The organism is Paraburkholderia sp. BR10954 (assembly GCF_040965775.1).
GTDB lineage: Bacteria > Pseudomonadota > Gammaproteobacteria > Burkholderiales > Burkholderiaceae > Paraburkholderia > Paraburkholderia youngii.
In genome coordinates this window covers 1-24,405 of sequence record NZ_JBFRCK010000053.1, presented here as the reverse complement: position 1 = coordinate 24,405, position 24,405 = coordinate 1, and the positions used below count along the sequence as shown (strand labels likewise).

Genomic DNA, 24,405 nt, shown 5'->3' with positions numbered 1-24,405 from the left:
CAACGTCCTGGAGCCCGAACTCGACCAGAACTGACAAGGAAAACTACAATCGACACCGCGCAACGCCCCAACCCCGCCGAATCGGTCACGTTCCCGAAATCGGCGGTCACGTTCGCCGAAATCCGCATTTCGCGTCTCAAGAGGCAACGGTACAAATTCCGGTGCTGGCGTCGCTACCAGTGGCGCTGCCATGTCGCTACGCGCCACCAGCACACAATCGTTCGTTTCGGCCTGCTCGACCCAACGTCGAAGCAGATTCGCGTTCAGCTTGTGGTGCAATGCGATGGCCGCGAGCGATACCCCGGGCCTTTGGCAAGCTGCTACTACCTGAGCCTTGAACTCGACGCTGTAGCGCCGGCGTCGTCGACGGCCAGGCGCCGCTGCTTCTTCAATAGTGTTCACGTGTCCACCTATTTAAGTGAACACGATGCTCCCAAGACTTTCACGGTGACTCAAGATGGGATGACCGGGCGCTTACCTTAAAAGCGCTGTTCTTGAGCATTGCATCGAACTGGCAAGCGTGTAATTGTCGACACCTGCAAGGTGATTGACTGGATCAAGGTCTTCGACAAGCAAGCGGGCTGGGAGGCGCGTGTCATTTTGGTCGTCAAGGATCCACGCGGTTACTATGAATCGTCCAAGCGTCGCGCGTCGTGCGATGTCGATGAAACGATGACAAGATGGGTATCAGAGAACCAAGCCTTTCGTGACTATCTCCTCAATTCGGGACTGTCGTCAGTCACGGTAAGTTACGACTTGTTGGCACAATCGCCTATATCCGGCTACCGTCGGCTATTCAAGTTCTGCGGTATGACGTTTTCAAAAGAAGCTTTGGCGTATTGGCGTATCGAACACCACGGCTTCGCGGCCAATGGCGCTACGCGCGCCCTCTTGGATCGCCCGTTGATGCAATACAAGGCACCTCCGACGCAAGGGCTTCGGCTCCTCAAAGTGCAACTGTCCTTTACGAACGCCCAGATGGCCCGCATGTTCGGCGTGGCTACCGGCCGTCAGTTCCACAAGTACCTGTCGGACGAGGACAAGCGCGAAATGGGTTTTGATGTCCTGATGTATGGCATGACCAATCTGCAACTCATGCGCGGCCCGGTCACCAACGTCGAGCAGTTGCATGCGCTCGGCCGCGAGCTCGGCGCCATCATCGAATTGGAGGATGGAGAGCAGCAGCCGTAGCAATGTCGCTCGGTTGCACCACTGCGCGCTAGAACTTTACTTTCACCTCCGCATAACTTGGCGTCAAGCGCTCATCTGTCGCCAGGGCCCGCTTCGCCAACTTCTGACCGAACCCGTTTACTCGTTTCTCGAATAGCAACCAGCTTATTTCCGAAAAACCGATTGTCATAGCAACCAAAACCAAAACGATGGGAACGTGATCGATATAGAGGATCCCATGCGCGACATCGTTTATCCAACTACGCATCAGCCACATAATGGGGTGCCAAACGTAAATCCCATAGCTAATCGTCCCGAAATGCACCAAGACTTTGTTCGACAAGATGCGCTGCGTAAGAGTACCCGGAAGCAGCGCCAAGCCGACTAGACTCGCGAATACAATATTACCGATGCTCATTTCTGGCAAAAGGACCGGCCACCCCAAGAAGTGCGCCCCGAGCGTTTGTCCGTAGTAGCAAACTGCGGCAACGATCATCCCCGATCGAACGATTCCAGCAAATGAACGCAGGTTGCTGATGGCGAAGACCAAGGCCCCCCAAAGAAATGCGTCCGCGCGCGCCGGCAGAAGAAACATTGGAGCGACGTAAGTAGCAGGTGCGATGGGAAAATGCTGGAGGATGAACAGGGCAGCTATCAGCACGGAGAGTGAAAGAAGCAGCCGCGGACGAAATAGCCAAACCAACACCGGGTAAAGAACGTAGAACTGCATTTCGACAGCGAGGGACCAGAAGTGCCCAGTATGCGGAAGCCAGTCACCTGTTTTTGCTGTGAAGATGTTCGATGTGAACGTCAGGTTGTATAGGTAGAACTCACGGGGAAGCGGGGATACCGAGCACAGAGCAACTACGCTGAGCGCTATGTATGCGAGCGGCAGGATGCGGAAGACGCGTGCGATCCAGAATGCCGTGATCCCCCGCCAGAACGATTGAGCAACAAAGTACTTTTCGACCAGAAGTTTGGTGATAAGAAATCCGCTCAATGCAAAGAAGATGTGCACGCCCGTTACGGCCCAATCAATTCCCATGCGTCTAAAGACAGAATCACCCCCCGCATAATGCGTAAGCACGACGCATGCGACAGCCAATGTCCGTAACCCGTCAAGGGAGCCAATATGCTGATTAGCGGGCATAGAGCGATTAAAAATCATTGCGTGAACTGAATTCCACTGTAGGGACTAGCATAGATCGCGAGGGCTGTTTGACGCTGCGTTGCGGCATCGGCCGTTGATGCATCATTGCAAGGCAGCTCGACTTTCGTTGCTAAAACAGTTTCTCCCAATGCTAAGCGCGAAGGGAGGAATGCCCGGGTGCGGGCTGCGCCCGTCCCGCGGGTGGCAACGCACGATTCGATCATTCTGCCTCGACCGAAGTTGTCCTTTGCTCGACGAAATCGTGACCGTCGTGGTCGCTAATTTTATTTTTCTTAGGTCAATTTGACGAAGAGTTCCGCGTTTCCCTATTTATACCTGGATTGGCCCGGGCACTCTCGGGGCTGGTCGCAGGCGGCCGGCTCAAATGCCCAGAGACGGTCTGACGTCGTCCCTTAAATGAGGGAGCAAGCCCTCAGCCATATTTTGTTGCCCAAGTGATCCTTGTTGCTTGACACGTATCAAATGAACGGTGTCGCTCACCACGAGGTGGCGCAGGCCTTGGGAGATCGTCTGCAAATTCCAAGACCAATCTTCCACGCCGAAGCCCGTCTGCTTGTTGACAGCCTCGTACGGATACCTTTCATACACCGAACGATGCGCGAAAACGTTCGCCGACCACACGTTGTTAATGAATAACAACCTATCATCAAACGGAGCTTCTTCACTCGATCCATGAAAAAAGTGAAAAGAGCGCGCGGCGGGATGAGGAATGGATGTCATCGAATGACTGTCAAAGTCCGACTCGTGGAAGTAGTAAAGCATCTCGGGATGCCAGATAGTTCCGTTCGGATCTGCACTCACTACGGCCGCCCGGTGCGCCAGCTTGATCCAATCGGCACCCCATAAATCGTCGCCGTCTAGAAAAGCTAGATAATCACCCTTGGCGAGCCGAACACCCGCGTTTCGGGTAAGTCCTAAATCGCCGAAATCGACGCTCTCGCACCCGTCCAGCCATGCGCCGCGCTCCCGTACGAGGCGCAAGGTACGGTCGTCTGGTCTGTCGAGAATGGCTCTCGCCTCGACTTTGAGACCCGTCTGTCGAGCACTTTCAACGAGATCCCGCATGCTTGCCAAGGCCGGTATGGCATAGGCATATTCATGGTGAAAGACAATCGTCGCTGTAACGTCAAACACAGGCTGTCTCCGAGTTGAACAATTTCTTCGTGTTCTGCGCATAGGCTTCGGAGCCATGCGCTGCTCGTACTTGCCGATACGCTTGCGTCACCATCGCGACTGTATCTAACTCCGCCATTTCGCTCAGCTTGCACATAGCATCAGCAAATCGGCGCGCAGTGATTGTCGCATCTTCGTGATGATCGACGAACAAAGCGGCTTCATCGCTTAGCGTGGACGCCAAGCCGCCGACGTTTGCCAAGACCATGGGTATCGCGTGTTGACTCATCTCCAGCACAACGTTGGGCATTCCCTCAAACAGGCTTGTAAAGACAAACCCGTCGTATTCCCGAAAGTCTGATGCCAGAACGTTCGATAGCAACCCTCTGTAGGAAACGTTGGGCAAGTCCAAGCCTAATTGGCCCAGCTGTTCTTGCATCGGCCCGTACATATGAAATTCGTCGGCAGTAGCGTTCTTCGCCAGCTCTGCGAGCACCTTCGTTCCCTTGAATGCTTCTATCCGCGAAATCCAGACCCATCTTCTTGATCGGCCACCCTCTCGGATGCGCTCGCGTCGCTTTTCAACTCTTTCTTGAAATAGCGCTTCGCTGGCCGTGCCGACGTGTGGCGGAAGCACGGTTACGCCGTGCGGCGACAGACCTGCCCATTGGCGCGACAACAACTCGGCCATAGGCAGGTTGTCGGTCAGCGCCCTTGAGAATGGGAGCGTGCGAATTGGAAACCGAACTCCATGCGGCACGCCAAGACCCTTCACGCCGGGACTAAAAAACGTGCAAAAAATTGAGGTGTTCTGTGATATGCCACGCCCGTACATTGCCACTGCGTCAAGACCAACGCGACTGTTATTGACCAGCAAAAATGCTGGTCTCAGAGCGTTGATGAACCGCCCAAGGACCATGTGACTATGGTAGCCAGCGCACACGTCCCTCCAGAACAAAACTTGATGGCGAGCGAACGGCTCAAGGATGCTCATTTCGTGCCAGCCCTTCGCGTCTCGTTCGCCTTGGTCGGTAACGATAACGAGCGCCCGTCCGCCAGTATTGTCCGCGAATCCTTGAACCAGGTCCGCGGCGTATTTTTCGGCGCCGCCAGCGCACAAAAAGGGTGTAACCACGATCATCTCGGGATGCCGCTCTATAGAGCGAAAGACCGAGGGCACATCTATGCCATCCCGAGCCAGCAGATCAAGACCACCGAATTCAGGAAGAAAGGGAATTGCTAAATGTCCGGGCGCGAAGATCGCTCCGTCATGTCGGGCCTGCTCTTCAATTTGCCTCAAATGGCTCTCGCGGAATTGACGTATGCGAAAAGCAACGTCTCTCCCGAGCCACTTGAACTTGCGCCATTGGTCGCCGACAACCTGTGCCGCTTTGGCGTCGAGCCTTGCCATCACTCCGGGCGCGAAGAATCGCCCTTCGTATAGCCCATATTGCAGCCAATGCTCCAACGGATCATTATGCGACGCTTTGACGTCCGGGTAGCGGTCTAAGTACGCAGCACCATCGAAATGGTCCTCGACGTACTTGATGAATTCAATGTCTGTCGCGGCGGTCAGGTCGGAAAGTCGCGTCGATACGATCGCCACGCTCGTCCCAAGCCATTCGAAACTTTTCCAAGGTCGCGTGAGAAGTTGATCGGCGGCCTCTCCAACGATGGCGGACATCCGGGGCGCAAACCAACGACCTTCGAACACGCCGTGGTCAATCCAGTGCTGAACTGGGTCGAGGCCGGCCGCGCGAACGTCGGGATATTTTTGCCAATACCCCTCTCGGTCGATTCTTCCACGCACAAAGGCGACAAATGACTGTTCTGCAGCCGTCATCGTCATCTGATTCCCAACCACGGCGGTCGAAATTGTCGTCGCAGTGCGCGGCCGGAGCTTGCGCCTGACGATTCGAGCCGTAGCGCGGGGATTGTTTACAGCGAATCTTACTTTTGAAAACAAGGACTTATATTGGTTTTCGTTAGGCTGCAACACGGCGCATTGGGTCTCCACGGCGATTCTTACCAAACCTTTCAGAGTTCGTGATCATAGCAGATCGCCGTCAAATTCAACCGGGCGCCGAACAAATTGCCGATGTTCTTGCGCCTGCGTCGGTAAGAACGAGTAGCAATTCGGGACTTGTGATAGCATTCGCCGGCCATCACTGGGCCCACAGGCCAGCGAACTATGAAATCCGCTGACTTGCGCCTCATTCCTCCGGCGAGCTCGAAGCTCTGCCCCAAATCCAGGTTTAGCAAGTCTCGGTCCGACCTGTCGTGTCATCACATACGTTGCCTGCGCAACCTTCAGCGTTCACCCTGTGTTAAACGTTCCCTTTCTGTGGGTGCTAACCGGTCATGCCGGTTTCGCGCTCACGTATCCTTTCTGGTACGGTCGATCGTGAGCCAGTACTGCCCAGATCGTTCGCGCCATCTTGTTCGCCAACGCGACGATCACCACGTTCCACGGGCGCCGCTTCTTCAGTTGCTCGACCCACGGGCCGGGCTCCTTTGCATTGGTCAACACGCTGCGCGCACCGTGAATCAACAGCGTGCGCAGATACGTATCGCCGAGCTTACTGATCCCGTGCAGGTTTACCTTGCCGCCCGACCCGGTTTGCTTCGGTACCAACCCGACCCACGCGGCGAATTCGCGACCGGATCTAAATGCCTTCACGTCGCCCATCATTGCGACGGCTGCCGTCGCTGTCAGCAATCCCACGCCCGGAATCTCGCTGATCACCGTCACCGCGCGATCGTCTTTCTTCCATTCCCGCATCCGCCGCTCGATACGGGCAATTTGTTCGTCCAGCTCCGCTACACGGTTCCACTGCTCGCGCAAGGTATCGATGAGGACCGCGGGCAATCGATCCGCGACCCGTGCAAGTACTTCCGGAATCGCCTTCGTTATCGCAGCCCGTCCCTTGCCCATGACTTCGCCGTATTCGGTCAGCAATCCGCGCAGGCCGTTGATCTGCATCGTGCGGAACGCCACCAGTCGTTCGCGCGTCCGGTGTAGCGCCAGCATCGCCTGCTGCATCTCTGTCTTTACCGCGACAGGCTTGCTCGGTTGCTGCACCGCTAGCCAGATCGCCCGCGCGTCTGCCGCATCGTTCTTATTGCGAATGTTGAACGCTTTCACGAACTCCGCCGGCATCAGCTTTACCCGATGGCCCATCTTGGTGAGTTGCCGTGCCCAGTGATGCGCACCGCTGCAAGCCTCCATCCCGGTCAGGCACGGCGCACGATTCGCGAAATACTCGAGGAACTGCGCACGTTTGATCGGCTTGTTCACAACCTCGCCGGTCTCCCCATCCACGTAGTGCATCTGCATGACGTTCTTTGCAATGTCGATTCCAACGGACGTAAGCTGCATGAGGGTCCTCCGGACTGGATTTGGAAAATCTCTATGATCTTCCTTTGTGGGCACTCGGTGAGGATCCACCTTTCTGGCTTCAACTCCAACCGCTCACGGGTGGGAGGCGCTCATTCCATTCCTCCGGTTTGCCTGTGAAGACCATCAATGATCTTCCATCTTGGCACCCTGATGCCGTCGGCCCGTGAGGGTCCGCCTCCTTCGACGCGTCCCGCTCGGTGGGTGGGGGCGTTCATTCCATTTGTCATCGCCCAAACCCGGCTTCTTCTCTGCAGACTGTGTCAAAGTGGTGCCCGTCAGATCGAAAATGATGGGCATCACTTTGATGTCTCCTTCAGCCACCGTCTATAACGGCCGGCACGAGCCGCTTACTTCGCGAGACAAGCATACCTCGTCGATCCCCAGATAATCCGAGACTTACAATGACAGCGACCCAATCGGCGAAGATTGCCTTCATGCACATCCCAAAGACCGGCGGGACCGCAATCGTCGACGCTTTTCAGCGCGCGCTAGGTGAAGACCATTGTCTTGCGTTCAGCAATTTCATTACGGACAAGCAATTCGAGGACAAGCAATTTGTCTCAGGGCACGTCTACCTTGGTGACATTGCCGGTGATTTTTTTAAATTCACGTTTCTTCGGAACCCGTTGAAGCAGATCGTCTCTCACTTGTCCTGGATCGATCGTTATAACGATCCCAGGAATGCCGATGAATTCCGCCTTCTCCCGACTTCCGTCCAGCAGGCCGTCCTGGCGCTGAAAGACGTGGATTTTGGCAGCGCAACGGAAGTCGACCGGTATCTGCGCGAGTTATCCGATACTTCGGACCTACGGGTTCGAAACCTTCAGGCAGAATTAGTCTCCTTCAAGCGCGGAATGGTGCAGCCCATGAGCTCTCGCGCTTTGGCGCAGCTAGCGATCTCACGATTGGGAAATCTGCATTTTCTCGGCCTTTGCGAGAGTATGTCGGAAGACATGCAAGCCGTTTTTGATCTACTGAACATTCCCTTTCCCGAGAAGATTTACAGGCTAAATGTCAACGAATTCCGGCGCCCACCCGTGGATTTGCGAGATATCGCAATGCGCAGGACGCTTGAACGGTATGTCGAGGCTGACCAGCGGCTGTATGACCATGTGCAGTCGCACCGAAATCAAGACACGAAGAGTGCGTGTGGCAAAATCGTTTCTCGCGTTAAAAGGTTGGTCAAGAGGGGATAGGAACTGGGCCAGCTCGACGCGGATCATCACATTGACTGGCGCAGCGACGTCAATGCAACGCTCGCTAGCTGCCATCTGAGGATAGACAGGGTTCTGTAGGGTCCGCCCAATCACGGGCGCCAACCGCAACGACGTCATCCAACGGCCGCCACTGATTGAAGCCATCCCGCCCGTTCGTCGCAAGCAAGGGCGGCCGCTGTCGACGCCCCTCGACCTGTAGTCCGACCGCGGTTTCGACCACGATCAATATCGCAAGCGACTGCACGCTGCCGGCATTGCTACGCAGATCGCCCGTCGCGGTGAACCGAACGGCAGTGGTCGCGGCAAGACCCAGTGGGTCGTCGAGCGCACCTTCGCGCGGCTACACAACTTCAGGCGCCTGCGCATCCGGTTCGAACGCCTCACAGTCGGACACGAGGCGTTCATGAAAGTTGTCGCTCGCATCACCTGCTGGCGACACACTCATTCTGTTAGCGCTTCTAAAGCCAACAGGCCGAAGCCGATGGTTTCATGCCTGCGATAGGACAAACTCGGCCCTACCAGCAGAAGACCACGCGCTCACGCCAGGCCTGGCATCTTGTAAGGGCGATCATACTCAAGCCTGCCGTCGTACCAGCGGCTCCCCCCCGTCACACGGGGCCATGACTTCACCCGTCTGGCCCGGTCTATCGGCAAGGCTACATCGGATTGCCCCACCAGATGCGGAGTCACGGCTACGAGCTTTTCGTTTTCATGGGCCAGCCGGCCGATTTCCAACATAAGCTCCTCCGCGCTCGCGCAAGACCGGTTCTCGCCAATCTCTCTCAATACCGAGGCCCGGATTAACACATTAGCCGGAGCCGCAAAATCGACGCAGCGTTGGCACCAGAGCCGTGCGTGGTCCCCCCCAGCGGCCAAGGCCAGTTTGTAGTAAGGGTCGAGAACCCGCCCGTCCGGCAAAAACACGCCCCCCGACCAGCGGATAGTCCCATCATTGCCTAGCAAAAGACCGCTGACCGCCAGAATTCTGGGATCGAAAAGGGCGATCGCGGACAATTCCATCAACGCATCCGGGTCATTCGGCTGATTCACGACGGCTACCCACTCGAGGCCACGACCGTTCGCTGCCGCGACCAGGCCATCCACGCCAGCCCCGCCGGGTCCCCACACCGCGTCCGTGCCGAAAACTTCAACGTTCGGGACCGCATGAAGGGCCTTGAGGCGCCACATTCCGCTACTGGATTCGATGGTGTTCGGCGTGACCATCACACTTCCGTCAAGAGCGCGATTCGCGAGCATGCGCTCCAGCACGAATTTCTGCGCGCGGGTTGTACCCGGCTTGGCGCTCGTCTCAGCCGAGGCAGTCGAGCCCGGATTAATGCGCCACGCGTAGGTTAGCTCTCGAACATGAACAGGCTCTTCCCCGATGGCAAGCGCGCGCGTCAAAGTGTCGTAGTCATGACACCATGTAGCCTCGTCGTCCGAATAGGCACCAACCTGCCGTAGGAAAGTTGCCTCCATCGCCATCAAATGCGCGGGATAGCAACAATTCATCAGCAAAATCGGGTCAAAATCCGGTTTGAAGAACGGACTAAACCGGGTCGAATGCATATCTGATTTGTATTCGTCAGTATAGAACAGTTTCTTGTGCGGATTGGCCTCGATTGCTGACGCCAGGATCTGAAGCGCGTCGACGCTCAGGAAGTCGTCGGCATCGAGCGCGACCAGGTAGTCACCGGTTAGCGTGTCCAGCAGCTTTCTGTTTGCGCCACTAATTCCGGCATTAGAGTCAATCCGAAAGACCGTCGCAATTGCCTCGGCACGCACATACTCCAACCACCGAAGCGTTTCCGCATTCGATGAGCCGTTGTCGACAATGACAAGTTCCCAGTTGGCATAGGTCTGCATGACGACCGACTTATACATCTCTTCGAGTAGTCGCTTAGGCTGGTCGTATACCGATACGCACACCGACAATTTATGTAGACCACGGGTGCTGTAGTTCGCAGCACGGGCCGCAATATGGCGATCGAGCCAAGCGCCGAACGCAAGTTTGTGCGTTTCCGAACGCAGTTTCTGCCTGAAGTTGGGGTTACCGGGGTCGAACCACCTGCTGAAGTAGGGGTCACGCACACCGGGATGTTTGAGAAAGAACCGCTCCTGTTCGACCGCGTTGGTCCCGATCTTGGTCGCACCCTCGAAATGATAGACTTCAATGCTTGGGTCCACGACACAGCTATAACCGCGCTCGCGCAGCCGAACGCCGAAATCGACATCGTTATAATTGAGGGGCAGTTTTTCGTCGAAGCCGCCCAAGGTCTCATAGAGTTCCTTCCGCAGGAACATGATGGCCCCGCCGATGCAAAAAACTTCTCGCCGGCAACGCAGCATCTCATGGTGCCCCCCAAAGTCCCTGCCCATCCCGTCACCCGAATGAGCAGGACCAATGTTGTCCAGTAGAACTACTCCATTTTGCTGGATCGTATCGTCTTCGCGGAGGCATTTCGGTCCGATACAGCCAACATTGGGATTCGCGCTTAAGTAACCGACAAGTTGTTCACCCCCCCCGGCGGTTATCGCTTCCACATCATCGTTCAACGGACAAATATACTCGCCCGCTGCGGCGCTCACACCGATGTTTAGCTTTTCCGAAAAATTAAATGCCTCTTTATCGTAGTGAACAAGTCGTATATTTTCGAATTCTTTTAAAGCTTCAAGCTGCTTTTTTGTCAAATTTCCATTATGGACAACGACATACTCCGCGTTCGGATAAAATCCGGTGCGCACAAAACTGGCTATGCAATTGACGATCAGGTCGACGCGTCGCCCTCTCACCATGCGCGAACCGCCGCCGGTGGGAATAACAAAGGACAAAAGCGGAGTCGGCTTTGGAAGCGGATAAATGATCCGCCAATATCCAGCGCCCCACCCCCGAATCACGCGCGCGTCGCGATGCTTGTGCCTTGCGTAGTCCAACACGGCTTTGCCCTGCCTCTCTATGGCGTAGGGCTTTTGTTCAAGATCGAGCGCGGCGGATCCCGGTATGACCCGCCACAAATACGCGAAACACGGCAGATGCACGACAGAGGGTTTTCTCAGGGAAGCTCTGAGGGCAAGGTCAAAATCCTGCGTTCCATCGTAGTCGGATCGAAATCCTCCGAGATCCCTCAGAAAATCGGCCCGATAGGCTGACAAATGCCCTATGCACATCGTATTTTCGAGATAGGCGGGCGACCAGTCGGGCTTTGTCCAAAACCAGTCGAGCGACCCGTCGGGAAGCAGTTTGCATTCGTCCGTGTAGAAGAGATCCGTCGAGGGGGCGCACTTCCAAGCCTCATACAGTGACAGAAATGCATCCCGCGCGATCAGGTCGTCGTGGTCGACGAGCGCAATGTGCGTACCTGACGAAAGCGAAAGCGCCTTGTTTGACGCCGCAGAGATGCCGGAATTCACCGCCGCCTTGTGAACCCGGACGCGCTCATCGCGAGACGCCAAAACCGAAAGAGTCGCGATCGTCGTAGGATCGGAAGAACCATCATCGACGATAATCCACTCCCAGTTGCCATACTTCTGGTTCAGGAGCGTCTGAAACAGTTCATACAAATAACGCGGAGCAGTGTTGTACGTCGGCGTCAAAACAGTGACGAGGAACTGCTGGTCGAAAGTGCGCTCACCTGGCTCGAAATTGGTCGGATCACAGAAATCGTGGAGGACAAAAAGATGGTCCAATCCTTTCGCGGTTTCATTCGGAAGCCGACCTTCCCCGCGGCCGTACCTCAGATAGTGTTCGAGAGGATCGACCCCTGCTTGCAAAACGTCGGGGTAGGTCTTGAGATAGAAATTGCGATCGAAATTATCAGGAAGGTTCTGGCGTGCCGCATCGAAGAGCGGAGAGCACGTCCCTTCGATGGGCTGCGGTCGATGTTGCGTTCGTCCATGAACATCCTCCAGAAACACTCGGGAAGGAACCCGGCCCTCTGCCCTTCCTTGGACGAGATAGTGCTGCAACGGATCGACGCCTGCGCGGGCAATTTCCGGATATTGCTCAAGGTAGAATTCCCGGTCGAAACCCAGCAGACGTCCGGCTTTGGCGAGCCCCAAAAGATTGCCGATCAGCTGTTCAGAAGCTCGAGCAAGGTGAAAGCGGTTCAGAATGCGCAGAATCTTCCGGTACGCGCGCCAACTCCTCGAATATTGAATCAGATTCACTAGACCGAGATAATGCGCGTTGACGTCGATCTGTCCCGCGACGAATGCCTGGAGTCGGGCTGCGCGTTCCGAAACAGCGGTGATGCTGGAGGTCACGGCATCCCGTTCGGCCGTTACGCACGCAAGCGTGGCTTCCGTGGCGGCCTGGTCCTGTTCGAGGCGCTCGCTTTGCGCCCTCAAATTCGCCAGCTCACGCTCAGCAGCCTCCCTGTCCCGGGCGGCTTCCTGTTCGGCGCGCTCGCTTTGCGCCCTCAAATTCGCGAGCTCACGCTCAGCAGTCTCCCGCTGGCGGGTGACTTCCGCCGCCCGCTCGTTCAGAGCGACAGACAGCTCATGGATCCGTGTTGCCTCTTCGCCCTGTTTAATGCGAAACCGGACCACCTCCGCGCAGGCGAAGAGGTAGTCATCGGTCGGCGCCTCGTCTCGCCGTTGAAATGCAAGCGCATAGGGCGTGATCGAGAACAGCGTCGTCTCGATCAGGGGAACGAAGCAGTGCTTCGCGAAAGCGCGCATCCAGTAAATCGTCGGCCGGACATTGACATGCGTAGGCTCGTCGAAATCGGAAGGCGAAGAGGAAAAGACGACGATGTCCGCGGCGGCCGTCATATTCGCGATTGCGAGGAGCGCCTCGTCCTCGGGCATGTGCTCGAGCACCTCGATACAGGTGATGAGGTCGTAGGAGTCCTGAATCGCCTCGGTCAGACTGCCAACCGAGCAGAACTTCCGGACATCTGCACGGACTTCGGAAATCGCATAGCGCGAGACGTCCCGACCAAAGGCGCTCACCCCCCTTTCCCACAGCGCCTCGACGAGAAACCCCTTGGCGCATCCCGCATCGAACACGCGACGCACGCGGAAAGTCCGGATCAGTTCGTCCGCGATCTTGCCGAAGAATTCGCCCCAGTGCGCGACCGACCGATCATATGGGATCGGTCCGCAACCACGCTTGTAATATTCTTCGTCGTAAAGTTCGGACTCCGCGACGGGGTTGCTCTCGCTCATGAAGGGCCTCAATCATGAAAGGTTTCAGTCCCGGGAATCCCAGAACGGCCGGCCGGGCGTTCTGGCGCTTCCCCAGGTAGCGTCATAGGATGCCTTACGTTCGGGCCAGGTCATGCGCGCCCCGCTTGCTGACGATTCTCAAATCCCCCTGGATTTCCCGGGCAGGGGCGCAGACATCATGAAAAGCGTTGGTGCGCACATGCACGTTGGGGAACTCGCATCCGCCGACACCCCCCTCGAACGAACCAGTCGCGCCGGCGATGCCGATCCCAGGCAAGCTCAGCGCCGCATTGAGCTTCGCGAGCCAGTTTGACGAAAGCGGTTCGCTACTCGCATTTAAAAAAACGACCCGGCCGCAATCCACACGACTCACCGCGTCCCGATAGGCGCCGAGGTCGAAGGCATCATCAGACGTATGTGCTTCTTCGAAGGGCAGGCCTGCGAACACCTCCCTGGCCACGTTCATCGCCTCGTCCGAGGCGAAACCCTTGAAGATGATGACCAGCCGATGCGCCACCCCGGGAGGCAACTTCCGATAGGCGCCAACGAAGCGGTGCACCATCTCCAGGTGGCCCTCGTCCACGCGCATCAGGTAAAAAACCGCAATGCGCGACGCATCACTATTTTCGCTATCCAATGGGAGAGGTGGCGCAAGATGTTTGAACACCGTTTCGCTTTCAATAAGTGGAAGCTCTGCGAGGCTGATTGATCGTAACCGGTCTCTGGGCCTCGCGCAAGGTGAACCACTGCCACTTCAGCCAGAATGGCGATGCTCGAGCGCGGTATGATGAAGAGAATGAGACCATCGGCAACGCTGGACGAAGAAGAACGCAAGAGATCGAGTGCATGGGGTCCTACATCGATTTCAATTTGTGAGGAGCACCACTCAATGAAAATCGCATTGACAGGCGCCACGGGCTTTATTGGCCGCCACCTGGTAGCTGAACTCGTGCAACGGGGCCACGAAATCAGCGTGCTCGCGCGTGATCCGGCAAAGGTGAACGCCTTGAGTTGGCCCGGCATTCGTACAATTCAATTCGAGCTTAATTCTTCCGCCAACGCGGCCGCCGAAGTCGGAATGCACGACGCGCTGATCCATTTGGCTTGGCCCGGCTTGCCCAATTACAAGGAGCTTTTTCACTTCGAAGAAAATCTGCCGGCCTCGTATCGCTTTCTCAAGGCGTGCATCGAAGCGGGTGTGCCACAGATCCTGATCACCGGCACATGTTTCGAGTACGGGATGCGCGATGGTTGTCTGACCGAGAATCTGGAGGCGCGTCCGGCAAATGCCTATTCTCTTGCCAAAGATACTTTACGCAAATTTCTTGAGTGCTTGCGCGAGAGACAATCATTCGTACTGCAATGGGCTCGGCTCTTTTATATGTACGGCCCGGGTCAAACCTCCACAAGTCTGCTCGCGCAACTTGACCACGCGATAGACAATGGCGATCCTGTCTTTAATATGTCCGGTGGGGAACAGTTACGCGACTATATGCATGTGGAGCAAGTAGCTAGTGGACTAGCCCGGGTTGTCGAGCATGCTGAATGCGACGGCATAACGAACGTGTGCAGCGGTATCCCTATCTCAGTACGCAAGCTGGTCGAGCAACGAATAGAAAGCAGGAGTGCGCGAATAGAACTGAATTTCGGCTACTACCCTTACCCAAGCCACGAGCCCATGGCCTTCTGGGGCGATGCTCGCAAGTTTCAGAAAATCATTAATTTAGCCGGTTAGGCCGATCGAATTCTAGCGCGCGTTATGTTTCGTTACCGACGTGGTCAGCTTCAGCGACTTGTCGGCATCGTCACTTACAGTATCCGCACGGAGGGGACCGCCACAGCGAACTTCCCTCCCCATTCGGATATCTGCGCAAGCTGACGCGTAACTTCGTGCGCTATATTCCACGGCAAGATAAGTACAATGTCTGGTCGGTCATCTTTCAGCACATCAGGATGGAGCACGGGGATGTGGCTCCCCGGAAGATATTTGCCTTGCTTCGAAGAAGCAGCGTCGCACACGTACGGCAATAGATCAGGCTTGACGCCCGCATAGTTGAGTAACGTGTTGCCCTTTGCCGCAGCGCCGTAGGCAGCGACTTTCCTGCCCAGTCGCCTCTGTTCGAGCAGAAAACGCAGCAATCCATTCTTGACTTCGTCCGCGCGTGCCTGAAAGGCGCTATACGTATTTATCTGCGTCAGCCCTAACCGTTCCTCCTCACCAATGACCTTTCTCACAGATGTCTCTTCGGCTCTCAGGTCATTCGCGTGGCATCCGTAAACGCGAAGACTTCCGCCGTGCGTCGACAATTCATCGACGCGCCACACTCGTAGCCCTGCGCGCTCAAAGATGCGTCTGACCGCATTCAGAGAGAGGTAAGAGAAGTGCTCGTGATAGACAGTATCGAACTGCGTATGCTCGATGAGGCGCATCAAGTGCGGAAATTCTAGGGTAATCGTTCCGTTCGGCTTGAGTGCCGCTTTTAGCCCGGCCGCAAAGTCGTTGATGGAAGGCACGTGTGCGAACACGTTATTACCGATGATCAAATCCGCCTGTCTATTCTCGGCCGCCAGTTGTCGCGCGAGCGCTTCACCAAAGAATTTCCGCAGCACGGGAATCCCAAGTTTTTCGGCAGCATCAGCAGTACTCGCCGTCGGCTCGATGCCAAGGCAAGGAATCGAGGCTTTTACGAAGTTTCGAAGAAGGTAACCGTCATTTGATGCTACTTCGATAACAGAACTGTCCTGACCAAGGTTCAGCAGCGCAGTGATCGACTCCACATACTGCCTCGCATGTTCAAGCCAACTCTGAGAAACCGAGGAAAAGTAAGCATAGTCTGACCTGAACAATTCGTCTGCGCATACGTAGTCCTCTGTTTGAACTAGCCAGCACTGGTCACAGACAAAAAGCTTCAGTGGAAAATATTTCTCCGGAGCACGAAGATCAGCTTCAGCGAGATATGCATTCGAGGGCGGCGCAAAAGATAGATCGAGAAATACATGTTGGAGATGCGCGTTACAGTGACGGCACTTCATACAGTTATCCCGTGGAAATTCGGCGTTAGAAGCGGGTATGACTGATCTCGTTGCGATAGCTGCCTGATTTCGAGCGGCCATTCGATCCCGACAAGCGGGTCGTCGTGACGTACACCACCTTCGGCAGAAGGTTCGTAATGCGCGGTGTGCAGGTAAAGTAGTTCGCTGTCGGACTCGAGAACCTGGAACCCATGCGCGCACCCTTCAGGAATTACCAACATGTGGGCATTTTCTGGCGAAAGAATCTCGGCATGCCAGCGCAGGAATGTTGGCGAATCCTTACGCAGATCCACAGCCACGTCCCATACACGGCCTCGCAAGCATCTTATGAACTTCACTTCTGCATGAGGCGATCGCTGGAAATGCATGCCGCGAACTGCACCGACATGCTTTGTTCTCGACTGGTTGATTTGAACTACTTTTCGCTGACCGACGATCGTTTGCAGTTCTCTATCGCAGAACAGGCGTCGAAATACGCCACGTTCATCCTCGATCTGCTTCGTTTGGACTATCACCACGCCGCTTAGAGGTGTCGAAGCAATATTCATTTGTTGCACCATGAAGCGCCAACGTGCGCAGCATCTTCGATGTAACGGTCGAGCTGCCGGTCGCTGATGACATCCTTTGATGCAATCCATGCGTGGTACCAGTCCGCAGTGTGGCGCAGCGCGTCATCGAGTTGCCACACAGGACGCCAGTCGAGCAAAGTCGCAGCCTTCGTGCTGTCAAGAGAAAGCAGGCCAGCTTCATGTGGCTGAGGCTGGTCGGTCAAATGCCACTTCGCCTGCGGCCAGTAGTGATTCAGCTTCGTCAGCACATCTGACACGCGGCAATTGCCGAGCGGATCGGGGCCGAAGTTCCACGCGTCGGCGAATTTTCCCTCACCCTCAAGTAACCGCTGCCCGAGTGTTAGATAGCCGGCCAACGATTCCAGAACGTGCTGCCATGGGCGCGTCGCATTGGGCGAACGAATCTCGAGTGAAGCGCCTCTTTCAATAGCCCTAACCAGGTCCGGAAGCAGCCGGCCTTGTGACCAGTCACCTCCGCCAATCACATTCCCGGCACGTGCAGTTGCAAGCAACGGCGCTCCGGGCTCGGAGAAGTAAGAGGCTCGGTAGCTTGCTGCGACCATCTCCGTGCCAGCCTTTGACGCGCTATACGGATCGCGTCCACCGAGTGGGTCGTTTTCTCGATACCCCCAAATCCACTCCCTATTTTCATAGCACTTGTCCGTCGTAACGACAATGATCGCACGTACGCTCGGCGTCTGCCTGCAAGCTTCGAGCAGGTGACAGGTGCCCATAACATTGGACGCCCATGTCTCGACAGGGGCGGAATACGAGTGCCGAACCAACGATTGCGCTGCCAGGTGAAAGACAAATTCAGGCTGGACTTCCTTCACGAGGCGGGACATCCCCTCCTCGTCCCGGATGTCGATGCGTTGATCCTCGATGCTGGTCTTCAGCAGATCCCAGTGGCTAGGCGTCGTGGCCGGAGCCAGAGAGGTACCGGTGACGTTTGCTCCAAGGCGGGACAGCCACAGCGCCAACCAACTCCCCTTGAATCCCGTGTGTCCCGTCAGCAGCACCCGCCGGCCGCGATACGCACTATCGAACAGGTTCACGACCACACCCGCCAAGGCGGTGTCGTACGCCAGAGTTCCTCAAGATAATTCTTGTCGCGCAGCGTATCCATTGGCTGCCAAAAGCCGCGATGATGGTACGCGCCAAGTTGCCGGTCGTGAACAAGCTGCTGAAGTGGTTCGGCTTCCCAACTGATATGATCGCCTTCGATATAGTCGAATACTTTGGGCTCGAGAACGAAGAAACCGCCATTGATCCAGGCATTGTCGCCGGCAGGTTTTTCCTGAAAGTTCGAGACCGTATCGCCTTCGATCTCAATCGCACCGTAACGGCCTGGCGGCTGAACGGCGGTAACGGTCGCCATCTTGCGGCTCTCTCTATGAAATGACAGCAACCTCCGCAAGTCGATATTTGCCACGCCGTCGCCATAGGTAAAGCAAAATGCTTCCCCATTGACGTAATTGCGTACCCGCTTTAGTCGACCACCGGTCAATGTTTCCAGCCCTGTATCGACCAATGTTACACGCCACGGCTCGGCATAACGATGATGAACCTCCATCGAGTTCGTCGCAATATCGAACGTTACGTCCGAAGTATGCAGAAAGTAATTCGCAAAATACTCTTTGATTACATAGCCCTTGTATCCAAGACAAATCACGAAATCCTGGATTCCGTAGTGCGAGTAGATTTTCATGATGTGCCAGAGAATCGGCTTGCCACCGATTTCGATCATCGGCTTTGGCTTCAAATGCGACTCTTCACTGATCCGAGTTCCGAGCCCACCTGCGAGAATGATAGCTTTCATGCACTCGTTACCCTTAGCTGTATGACAGATTGGTAAACGGGAAAGCATTGCAGACCTAGTCTAGCGCAACACAATTCTCTTGGAAAGTAGCGAGCAGGTCATCCTAAACCGTAGCATCAGAAGGCATTTATTCTCAAATGGCAGCGATACGGATTGCAAACCTAGAGTTATCGTCACTAACTCCGGAAAACTATGCCGGATAAGTCTGCCGGTTGAACTCTTTGACATGCTGCCCTGCTTCAGGCCAGAAGTTCGCGGCATGAGTACGGTACGCGGTCTTTCCAAGAATGGAGTTGACAACCATACATGGCAAGTCGACTTTACCCTTGGTGGGGATGATGATCGCAACCTTAGGTTCCGGCCAAGCGATAGACCACGTCACCCTGTAATAACCTAGATGCCTTTGCTGGTCGACCGTCGGGTCGCGCCCCATGCGCGCCAGATGCTCGCGAATCACGCACTCGGCGACTTGGTACGGATACAGCTTCTCCGTCGTCGCAAGCGCTTCGGCAGCCACCTATCCCGCGGAGATTCGAAAATTCGCGTGTCGCCAACCTGAGCGAGCGGGTCGGCACCCTCGTTGGTCTGAACTCGAAAACACCCTCGATCGCCGTGCAACATCTTGACCCGGACTAAACTCATCGCGGAGCGTGAACATCGCGCGAGATAGAAGTGGTCGTCGATGCGTATAACGAAGAAGAGCGTTCGGCGGGATGATATTGCTACCTCGACGAGGACCTTGCGTTTCCATTTGAAGGGTGCATCCGGAAAGCCACACCCTCCTTGCCCTCGCGTCCGGGTCAAACCGTTGCGGTTATCGCGCTCGCGCATGAGGATCTGTGCGGGGTCGATATCTTCGCGTGGGTCACCTCGAACCAGCGTGATCAGGAAGGCCTGCACCTGGACGAGTTCGCCTTCGGCGAAGACAACTATGGTGAGCCGGCTGATTCGGACTTCCAGAGCGAGCTGCCGATGCTCAATGAAGCACGGTCGCGCTGGCGAAGGCGCTGGGCGGGCTGAATTCATTCATCTACGACTGCGGCGACAACTGGCAGCATGGCATCGATGTCGAGAAGGCTCTCGTGCATGATCCAGACATGAGCCGGCCGTTGTGCGTGGACGGGCAAATTGCGCGTCCGCCGGAAGACGTTGGGGGAGCGCCCGGAGATGCCCACTTCCTCGAAGCTATCAGCGATCCGACGCATGAGGAGCACGACCATTTTCGCAGGTGCTTTGGCTGGAGCTTCGATCCCGGTGCCTTCGATCTCGTGCTCGTGAATCGGAGGCTCTCACGGGTATGTTCTGATCGTCAAGACGGCTGCGGTTTGACGCTTGCCAAACTCCTTGAACTCAGTGGGAAGTAGTAGCGCGGCCAGAGGAAAGCGTCGTCCCGGACAAGAGCCGACCGCTGATCAACGACCGCACTTTAGACCACTCGGCCGACACGGCATCGGAAGATCGTTCAGGCGCTGGATGAGTGGGCGAAGAAGCGCGGGAGGTGTTAGTTGAAGGCGGCCAAGAGAAGCCGGCAATGCCGAGAGGGACTCCGTCGTGGCGCAGCGCGCAAATCAGGTGTACCCTTACAGATTGTTTCCCGGTGCAAGCTGATTCCTGTAAAGGAGAATGCCTTTGAATCGTAGAGAAAAGATGGTCTCCGGCATAGACCTGTCTTCGTCAATCGGGGCCGAAATCGGTGCACTATGCAATCCTCTGGTCACCAAAGAGGAATGTGACGTTATTTACGTCGACTACGCCGACGCGGCGAGCCTTAGAAAACACTACGCGGGGAATCCTTCCGTCGAGGTCGACAGGATCGTCGAAACGGACGCCATATGGGGTAAGCAAACCCTATTGGAGACATTGAAGCGACCGGTGGATTTCATCGTCGCGTCTCATGTGATCGAGCATGTCCCTGACCTGATCACGTGGCTACGCGAACTTCGGTCTGCGCTCAAGTCCAACGGACAGGTGCGGCTCGCTATTCCGGACAAACGCTTTACGTTCGATTTTCTGCGGCGAGAAACCGAACTCAGCGACGTTCTTGATTCGTACATCTCAAAGGCCCGCGTGCCCAAGCCCCGTGCAATCCTTGACTACTATCTGAACGCGACCCAAGTTGATCCTTTAGCCGCATGGCGCGGCGAGCTAAACGAAAGTAACGTCAAGCGTCCCAACACTTTCGAACCGGCAATGGCGATGGCGCGGGACGCAGCCGAGAATAGCACGTACCATGATGCGCATTGCTGGGTATTTACGCCCCGTTCATTTGCGAACCTTATGGCACAGCTGTGCTCGCTCGGACTGGTCGAGTTTGCATGCGATCGATTCTTTGACACTGAAGTCAACACCATTGAATTTTTCGTGTCACTACGGCCTGAGGCCGACACTGAAAAGAGTGTCGCAAGCTGGCAGCGAATGGCATCTGAAGCTACCCATCCGCCGAAGTATGCTAGTCGTCTCACTCAGGAGCCGGCGAGACTCAAGTCCGCTGTGCGAGCCGTTTGCACGCGACTCCTACGATCGCCAGTATCAAACTCAAGATAAGTGCAACTGATACGGGTCCGCGAGCCACACTCTTCCACCACGGTCGGATCGCACATACGCTGAAGTACGCGACCCGCTCCCAATGAGCGCTCAGATGCTCTTTGCGATGATGGCCCAGTCGGCATTGGACAAGACAACCTTGGATGTTAGCGCCGATGCGAAACTGACCCCACACGACCGGAATTCAATTGACCATCGGACAACCGAGCAATCTCGCGCCGGCATACGTGTGGTTTGAGAGCAAATCACCGCTCATCGCCGCCATGCGCGCCAACGTATTTCAGAGTTCAGGGCAAAGGTAACAATCTGATTGCCCCGAGAGAATGACTGAGGAGAGCGGAATTATGTCGAATGCATCACCAAAACTACGGCCTGGTTTGCTATACCGGATTCCGCTGGTGCGCCGTCCGTTTTTTCAGAGAGACTTTGTTGCGTCCCAAAGGGACGCAGCCATCGCCGAAAGAGACGCTGCGATAGCAGAGCTAGATCGCTTGAGAAGTGTCATCGATGTCGAAAAGTCTCGAGGAAGTGATCGCGCGGCTGAGATCGCTCGGATTGCAGAATATATCAGCCGCGATGCCTCAGTATTACAGTATCGGCAGGCTTACTTTGAGGCGTATGGGCATACCCCCCCGGAGCCAGGCGTTCCGGCAGCGCGCCCTTATCCGGATCCGGCCTCTAGCCTGTCATACAAACAGAAGCTCACTGGCCTGCTGCCAATTTCCAATGGTAGGGGTGCAGAGATTGGCCCCTTGGATATCCCGCTTCTCTCGAAGGATGAGGCGGATATTCTTTACGTTGATCATCTGGATACAGAGGGGTTGCAGAAGAAATATCCAACCCTGACCAACATCGCACCAGTCGACAGGCCGATGGTCAACAACAATCTTGCCGACACACTGCGAGCAGATAGCCCATTGGACTACCTTGTCGCATCGCAAGTGATGGAGCACGTCCCTAATCCTGTTCGTTGGTTACGCGAGGCGGCAGAAACATTGCACACAGGAGGATTGCTGGCCCTCTCTCTGCCCGATCGGCGCATGACGTTCGACTTCCTGCGTCATGAGAGTCGGCCATCAGATGTCGTGTCTGCCTACCTCAATGATGCCATCGTGCCTGACGTACGAAGTGTATATGATCATCATTCACAGGCATCCTTGATTAACATGAAGTGGGCCAGTGAGTTGTCCGTCACGCCGGAGGAGATTGTCGATGGCTATGGCTCTGTACAACCTCCTCTAGCCACCGACAGTCACATGGAGTACGTCTATGGCGCCAAGGATGGCAAATACTTCGACGTCCACGCCTGGGTATTTACGCCACCCAGTTTCCTGATTCTCATGGCCCAGTTGACCCAAGAGGGCTTCATCCCGTTCCGTTGCAGACAGTTTTACCCGACTGATAAACATTGCAGTGATCGCGGTAATTCCAGCTTCACCGTAATTCTCGAGAAGGTAAGTGACGACTGTAGCCGTCGTGAGCTACGGAAGAGCTTTTTGATGTGCTTGGGCGGCTAGAATAAGCATGAAGCAAAAGCCGCCAACCTATTGAGATCCACCTTCAACCGTGTTGCTAGTTCCGGAGTTGGTAACGTTCGTCGCACGGAAATTGAACTGCCTGGACGCGCCTTCCACGACACGGCTCAGAACGCCCGGCCGCGCACTCGTGCGCAACGTGATCAGACTCGTTCAACTCGGTGGTTACGTAACCGTCCGACCCTGACCGTATAGACGGCTGATGAAGGCGAAGCCATGCTTTCCCGGGGCACAAATGTGACTGTGTCCACAAAGGAATCATGGACACAGTGACTGAATTCTCCGAAGTCAAAGTCGCCCGGAAGTATCGCCGGCGTACCGTGGACGAGAAACGCCAGATCGTCGAAGAGGCGTTATCCAGTGGACGTTCGGTGGCAGAAATTGCACGCAGTCACGAATTGAACGCGAATCAGCTGTTCGACTGGCGCAAGCAGTACCTCGATGGGCGACTTGGCGTGAACGGTCGCGAATGCGCGTTGCTGCCAGTCACCGTGAATGAGGCCAGCGACGGCGGGGTCGCCGAACTGGCAGCACCTCTGCCTGCTGCACCGACGCCCGGCAAGATACGTATCCAGTTGCCACGAGGCGACGTACACGTTGAAGGGAGCGTCGATCCCGACACGCTGCGTGTGGTGATCCAGTGCCTGAGCCGATGATTGGTCCGCTCGCAAACACGCGCATCTGGGTTGCCGCCGGATTTACGGATATGCGCTGCGGCTTCGACGGCCTGGCCGCGAAGGTGCAGACCGTGCTGGCGAAGGATCCATTCTCTGGCCACATCTTTGTGTTCCGGGGCAAACGTGGCGACCTCATCAAATGCCTGTACTGGCGCGACGGCGGCCTATGCCTGTTCGCCAAACGTCTGGAGCGTGGGCGCTTTGCGTGGCCTCGTGCTGATGGCGGTGTTGTTTCGCTGACCAGCGCTCAACTAGGCCTTCTGCTCGAAGGATTCGACTGGCGACAGCCCGTCGATGCAGGCCGCCCCTCCAGCGCTTTGTAAACGTATGTGACAACGCACGCGTAGCGCAATGCACGCGCGTAAACTGCCTGCATGGCATCCAGTGACGCTACCCTTCCGGACGATATCGAGGCCTTGAAGGCTCTCTTGCTCGCGCGTGAGGCGGCGTTGCGTGTGCACGAAGGCGAGCTCACGGATCTGCGCGACACTGTCACGACGCTTAGGAAGACTCTCTCCGACCGGGCGCTCGAGATCGATCACCTGAAGCTGTGGATTGCGAAGCTTCAGCGCATGCAGTTCGGGCGCAAGTCGGAGAAGATTGATCGCCAGATCGAGCAACTGGAGTTGCGTCTCGAAGATCTACAGGCTGACGATGGCGCTGCGACAGTCGACGCACCGACTCGGACCCGCCCTGAAGCCGGCAAGCCGACGGGACGCAAGCCACTTCCGGAACACCTGCCGCGCGAAGACGTTGTTCATCAGCCCGACGACGCGTGCTGTCCGCAATGTGGCGGCGCACTTGGCGACCTCGGCGAGGACGTTTCCGAGCAACTCGACTATGTACCGGGGCATTGGCGAGTTGCGGATTTCGGCGAACGTGACCGCCGATTTCGGGAACGTGACCGATTCGGCGGGGTTGGGGCGTTGCGCGGTGTCGATTGTAGTTTTCCTTGTCAGTTCTGGTCGAGTTCGGGCTCCAGGACGTT

Annotated in this window: 22 protein-coding genes and 2 pseudogenes; 11 read left to right on the top strand and 13 right to left on the bottom strand. The window is 56.1% G+C overall.

Annotation, left to right across the window (positions count from 1 at the left end; translation table 11 throughout):
* On the bottom strand, positions 1-402 hold a 402-nt coding region (locus tag AB4Y34_RS37530; RefSeq protein WP_368718888.1), incomplete at its 3' end, for a transposase.
* Between the two features lie 141 nt (positions 403-543).
* Between AB4Y34_RS37530 and AB4Y34_RS37525 the strand changes: the two genes are divergently transcribed.
* Positions 544-1,191, top strand: coding sequence for a hypothetical protein (locus tag AB4Y34_RS37525; RefSeq protein WP_368718887.1), 648 nt, complete (start codon positions 544-546; stop codon positions 1,189-1,191).
* Between the two features lie 28 nt (positions 1,192-1,219).
* On the opposite strand, the gene AB4Y34_RS37520 is transcribed toward AB4Y34_RS37525, so the two are convergent.
* From AB4Y34_RS37520 to AB4Y34_RS37505, 4 genes are all read right to left on the bottom strand, one after another.
* Positions 1,220-2,338, bottom strand: coding sequence for an acyltransferase family protein (locus tag AB4Y34_RS37520; RefSeq protein ID WP_368718886.1), 1,119 nt, complete (start codon positions 2,336-2,338; stop codon positions 1,220-1,222).
* A gap of 363 nt (positions 2,339-2,701) precedes the next feature.
* A complete protein-coding gene (locus tag AB4Y34_RS37515) occupies positions 2,702-3,475 on the bottom strand; it encodes a glycosyltransferase (protein WP_368718885.1) in 774 nt (257 codons plus the stop codon).
* A complete protein-coding gene (locus tag AB4Y34_RS37510; RefSeq protein ID WP_368718884.1) occupies positions 3,468-5,303 on the bottom strand; it encodes a glycosyltransferase in 1,836 nt (611 codons plus the stop codon). The genes AB4Y34_RS37515 and AB4Y34_RS37510 overlap by 8 nt, the downstream gene beginning before the upstream one ends.
* A gap of 510 nt (positions 5,304-5,813) precedes the next feature.
* Positions 5,814-6,833, bottom strand: a complete 1,020-nt coding sequence (locus AB4Y34_RS37505) for an IS110 family transposase (RefSeq protein ID WP_368718891.1) — start codon at positions 6,831-6,833, stop codon at positions 5,814-5,816.
* A gap of 422 nt (positions 6,834-7,255) precedes the next feature.
* On the opposite strand from AB4Y34_RS37505, the gene AB4Y34_RS37500 reads away from it, so the two are divergent.
* Together AB4Y34_RS37500 and AB4Y34_RS37495 are read left to right on the top strand one after the other, a co-directional pair.
* Positions 7,256-8,050 carry a sulfotransferase family 2 domain-containing protein gene (locus AB4Y34_RS37500; protein ID WP_368718883.1) on the top strand — a complete coding sequence of 265 codons (795 nt, stop codon included), beginning with the start codon at positions 7,256-7,258 and terminating at the stop codon, positions 8,048-8,050.
* 109 nt (positions 8,051-8,159) lie between these two features.
* Positions 8,160-8,573: pseudogene (locus AB4Y34_RS37495) on the top strand (hypothetical protein); the annotation flags it as partial.
* A gap of 35 nt (positions 8,574-8,608) precedes the next feature.
* On the opposite strand, the gene AB4Y34_RS37490 reads toward AB4Y34_RS37495, so the two are convergent.
* Positions 8,609-13,240, bottom strand: coding sequence for a glycosyltransferase (locus tag AB4Y34_RS37490; protein ID WP_368718882.1), 4,632 nt, complete (start codon positions 13,238-13,240; stop codon positions 8,609-8,611).
* A 94-nt stretch (positions 13,241-13,334) separates the two neighbouring features.
* Positions 13,335-13,907, bottom strand: a complete 573-nt coding sequence (locus AB4Y34_RS37485; protein WP_368718881.1) for a hypothetical protein — start codon at positions 13,905-13,907, stop codon at positions 13,335-13,337.
* Between the two features lie 222 nt (positions 13,908-14,129).
* On the opposite strand from AB4Y34_RS37485, the gene AB4Y34_RS37480 reads away from it, so the two are divergent.
* Complete coding sequence (locus tag AB4Y34_RS37480) at positions 14,130-14,975, top strand: NAD-dependent epimerase/dehydratase family protein (RefSeq protein ID WP_368718880.1); 846 nt, start codon at positions 14,130-14,132, stop codon at positions 14,973-14,975.
* A 74-nt stretch (positions 14,976-15,049) separates the two neighbouring features.
* On the opposite strand, the gene AB4Y34_RS37475 is transcribed toward AB4Y34_RS37480, so the two are convergent.
* The 6 genes and pseudogenes from AB4Y34_RS37475 to AB4Y34_RS37450 form a co-directional block, all read right to left on the bottom strand.
* A complete protein-coding gene (locus AB4Y34_RS37475; RefSeq protein WP_368718890.1) occupies positions 15,050-16,018 on the bottom strand; it encodes a methyltransferase domain-containing protein in 969 nt (322 codons plus the stop codon).
* 75 nt (positions 16,019-16,093) lie between these two features.
* Positions 16,094-16,273, bottom strand: a pseudogene (locus tag AB4Y34_RS37470) (SAM-dependent methyltransferase); the annotation flags it as partial.
* The gene (gene rfbC, locus AB4Y34_RS37465) at positions 16,270-16,821 is read right to left on the bottom strand and encodes a dTDP-4-dehydrorhamnose 3,5-epimerase (protein WP_368718879.1); all 552 of its coding nucleotides are present in this window, start codon (positions 16,819-16,821) and stop codon (positions 16,270-16,272) included. The pseudogene AB4Y34_RS37470 and the gene rfbC, both read right to left, overlap by 4 nt.
* Complete coding sequence (gene rfbG, locus AB4Y34_RS37460; RefSeq protein ID WP_368718878.1) at positions 16,818-17,897, bottom strand: CDP-glucose 4,6-dehydratase; 1,080 nt, start codon at positions 17,895-17,897, stop codon at positions 16,818-16,820. The genes rfbC and rfbG overlap by 4 nt, the downstream gene beginning before the upstream one ends.
* The gene (gene rfbF / locus AB4Y34_RS37455) at positions 17,894-18,661 is read right to left on the bottom strand and encodes a glucose-1-phosphate cytidylyltransferase (protein WP_368718877.1); all 768 of its coding nucleotides are present in this window, start codon (positions 18,659-18,661) and stop codon (positions 17,894-17,896) included. Before rfbF ends, rfbG begins: the two co-directional genes overlap by 4 nt.
* A 190-nt stretch (positions 18,662-18,851) precedes the next feature.
* Positions 18,852-19,178: a hypothetical protein gene (locus tag AB4Y34_RS37450; RefSeq protein WP_368718876.1), complete on the bottom strand. Its 327-nt coding sequence runs from the start codon at positions 19,176-19,178 to the stop codon at positions 18,852-18,854.
* A gap of 245 nt (positions 19,179-19,423) precedes the next feature.
* Between AB4Y34_RS37450 and AB4Y34_RS37445 the strand changes: the two genes are divergently transcribed.
* The 7 genes from AB4Y34_RS37445 to AB4Y34_RS37415 form a co-directional block, all read left to right on the top strand.
* A complete protein-coding gene (locus AB4Y34_RS37445; RefSeq protein WP_368718889.1) occupies positions 19,424-19,681 on the top strand; it encodes a hypothetical protein in 258 nt (85 codons plus the stop codon).
* Positions 19,682-19,743: 62 nt separating this feature from the next.
* Positions 19,744-20,025: a hypothetical protein gene (locus tag AB4Y34_RS37440; RefSeq protein ID WP_368718875.1), complete on the top strand. Its 282-nt coding sequence runs from the start codon at positions 19,744-19,746 to the stop codon at positions 20,023-20,025.
* 265 nt (positions 20,026-20,290) lie between these two features.
* Positions 20,291-21,205 (top strand): methyltransferase domain-containing protein, encoded by a 915-nt coding sequence (locus AB4Y34_RS37435; RefSeq protein WP_368718874.1) that lies wholly within the window; start codon positions 20,291-20,293, stop codon positions 21,203-21,205.
* 323 nt (positions 21,206-21,528) lie between these two features.
* Positions 21,529-22,722: a methyltransferase domain-containing protein gene (locus AB4Y34_RS37430; RefSeq protein WP_368718873.1), complete on the top strand. Its 1,194-nt coding sequence runs from the start codon at positions 21,529-21,531 to the stop codon at positions 22,720-22,722.
* Between the two features lie 278 nt (positions 22,723-23,000).
* The gene (locus tag AB4Y34_RS37425) at positions 23,001-23,396 is read left to right on the top strand and encodes a transposase (RefSeq protein WP_368718872.1); all 396 of its coding nucleotides are present in this window, start codon (positions 23,001-23,003) and stop codon (positions 23,394-23,396) included.
* Complete coding sequence (gene tnpB / locus AB4Y34_RS37420; RefSeq protein WP_368718871.1) at positions 23,393-23,740, top strand: IS66 family insertion sequence element accessory protein TnpB; 348 nt, start codon at positions 23,393-23,395, stop codon at positions 23,738-23,740. Before AB4Y34_RS37425 ends, tnpB begins: the two co-directional genes overlap by 4 nt.
* 51 nt (positions 23,741-23,791) lie before the next feature.
* Positions 23,792-24,405: IS66 family transposase zinc-finger binding domain-containing protein (locus tag AB4Y34_RS37415; RefSeq protein WP_368718870.1), on the top strand; the 614-nt coding region annotated here is incomplete at its 3' end.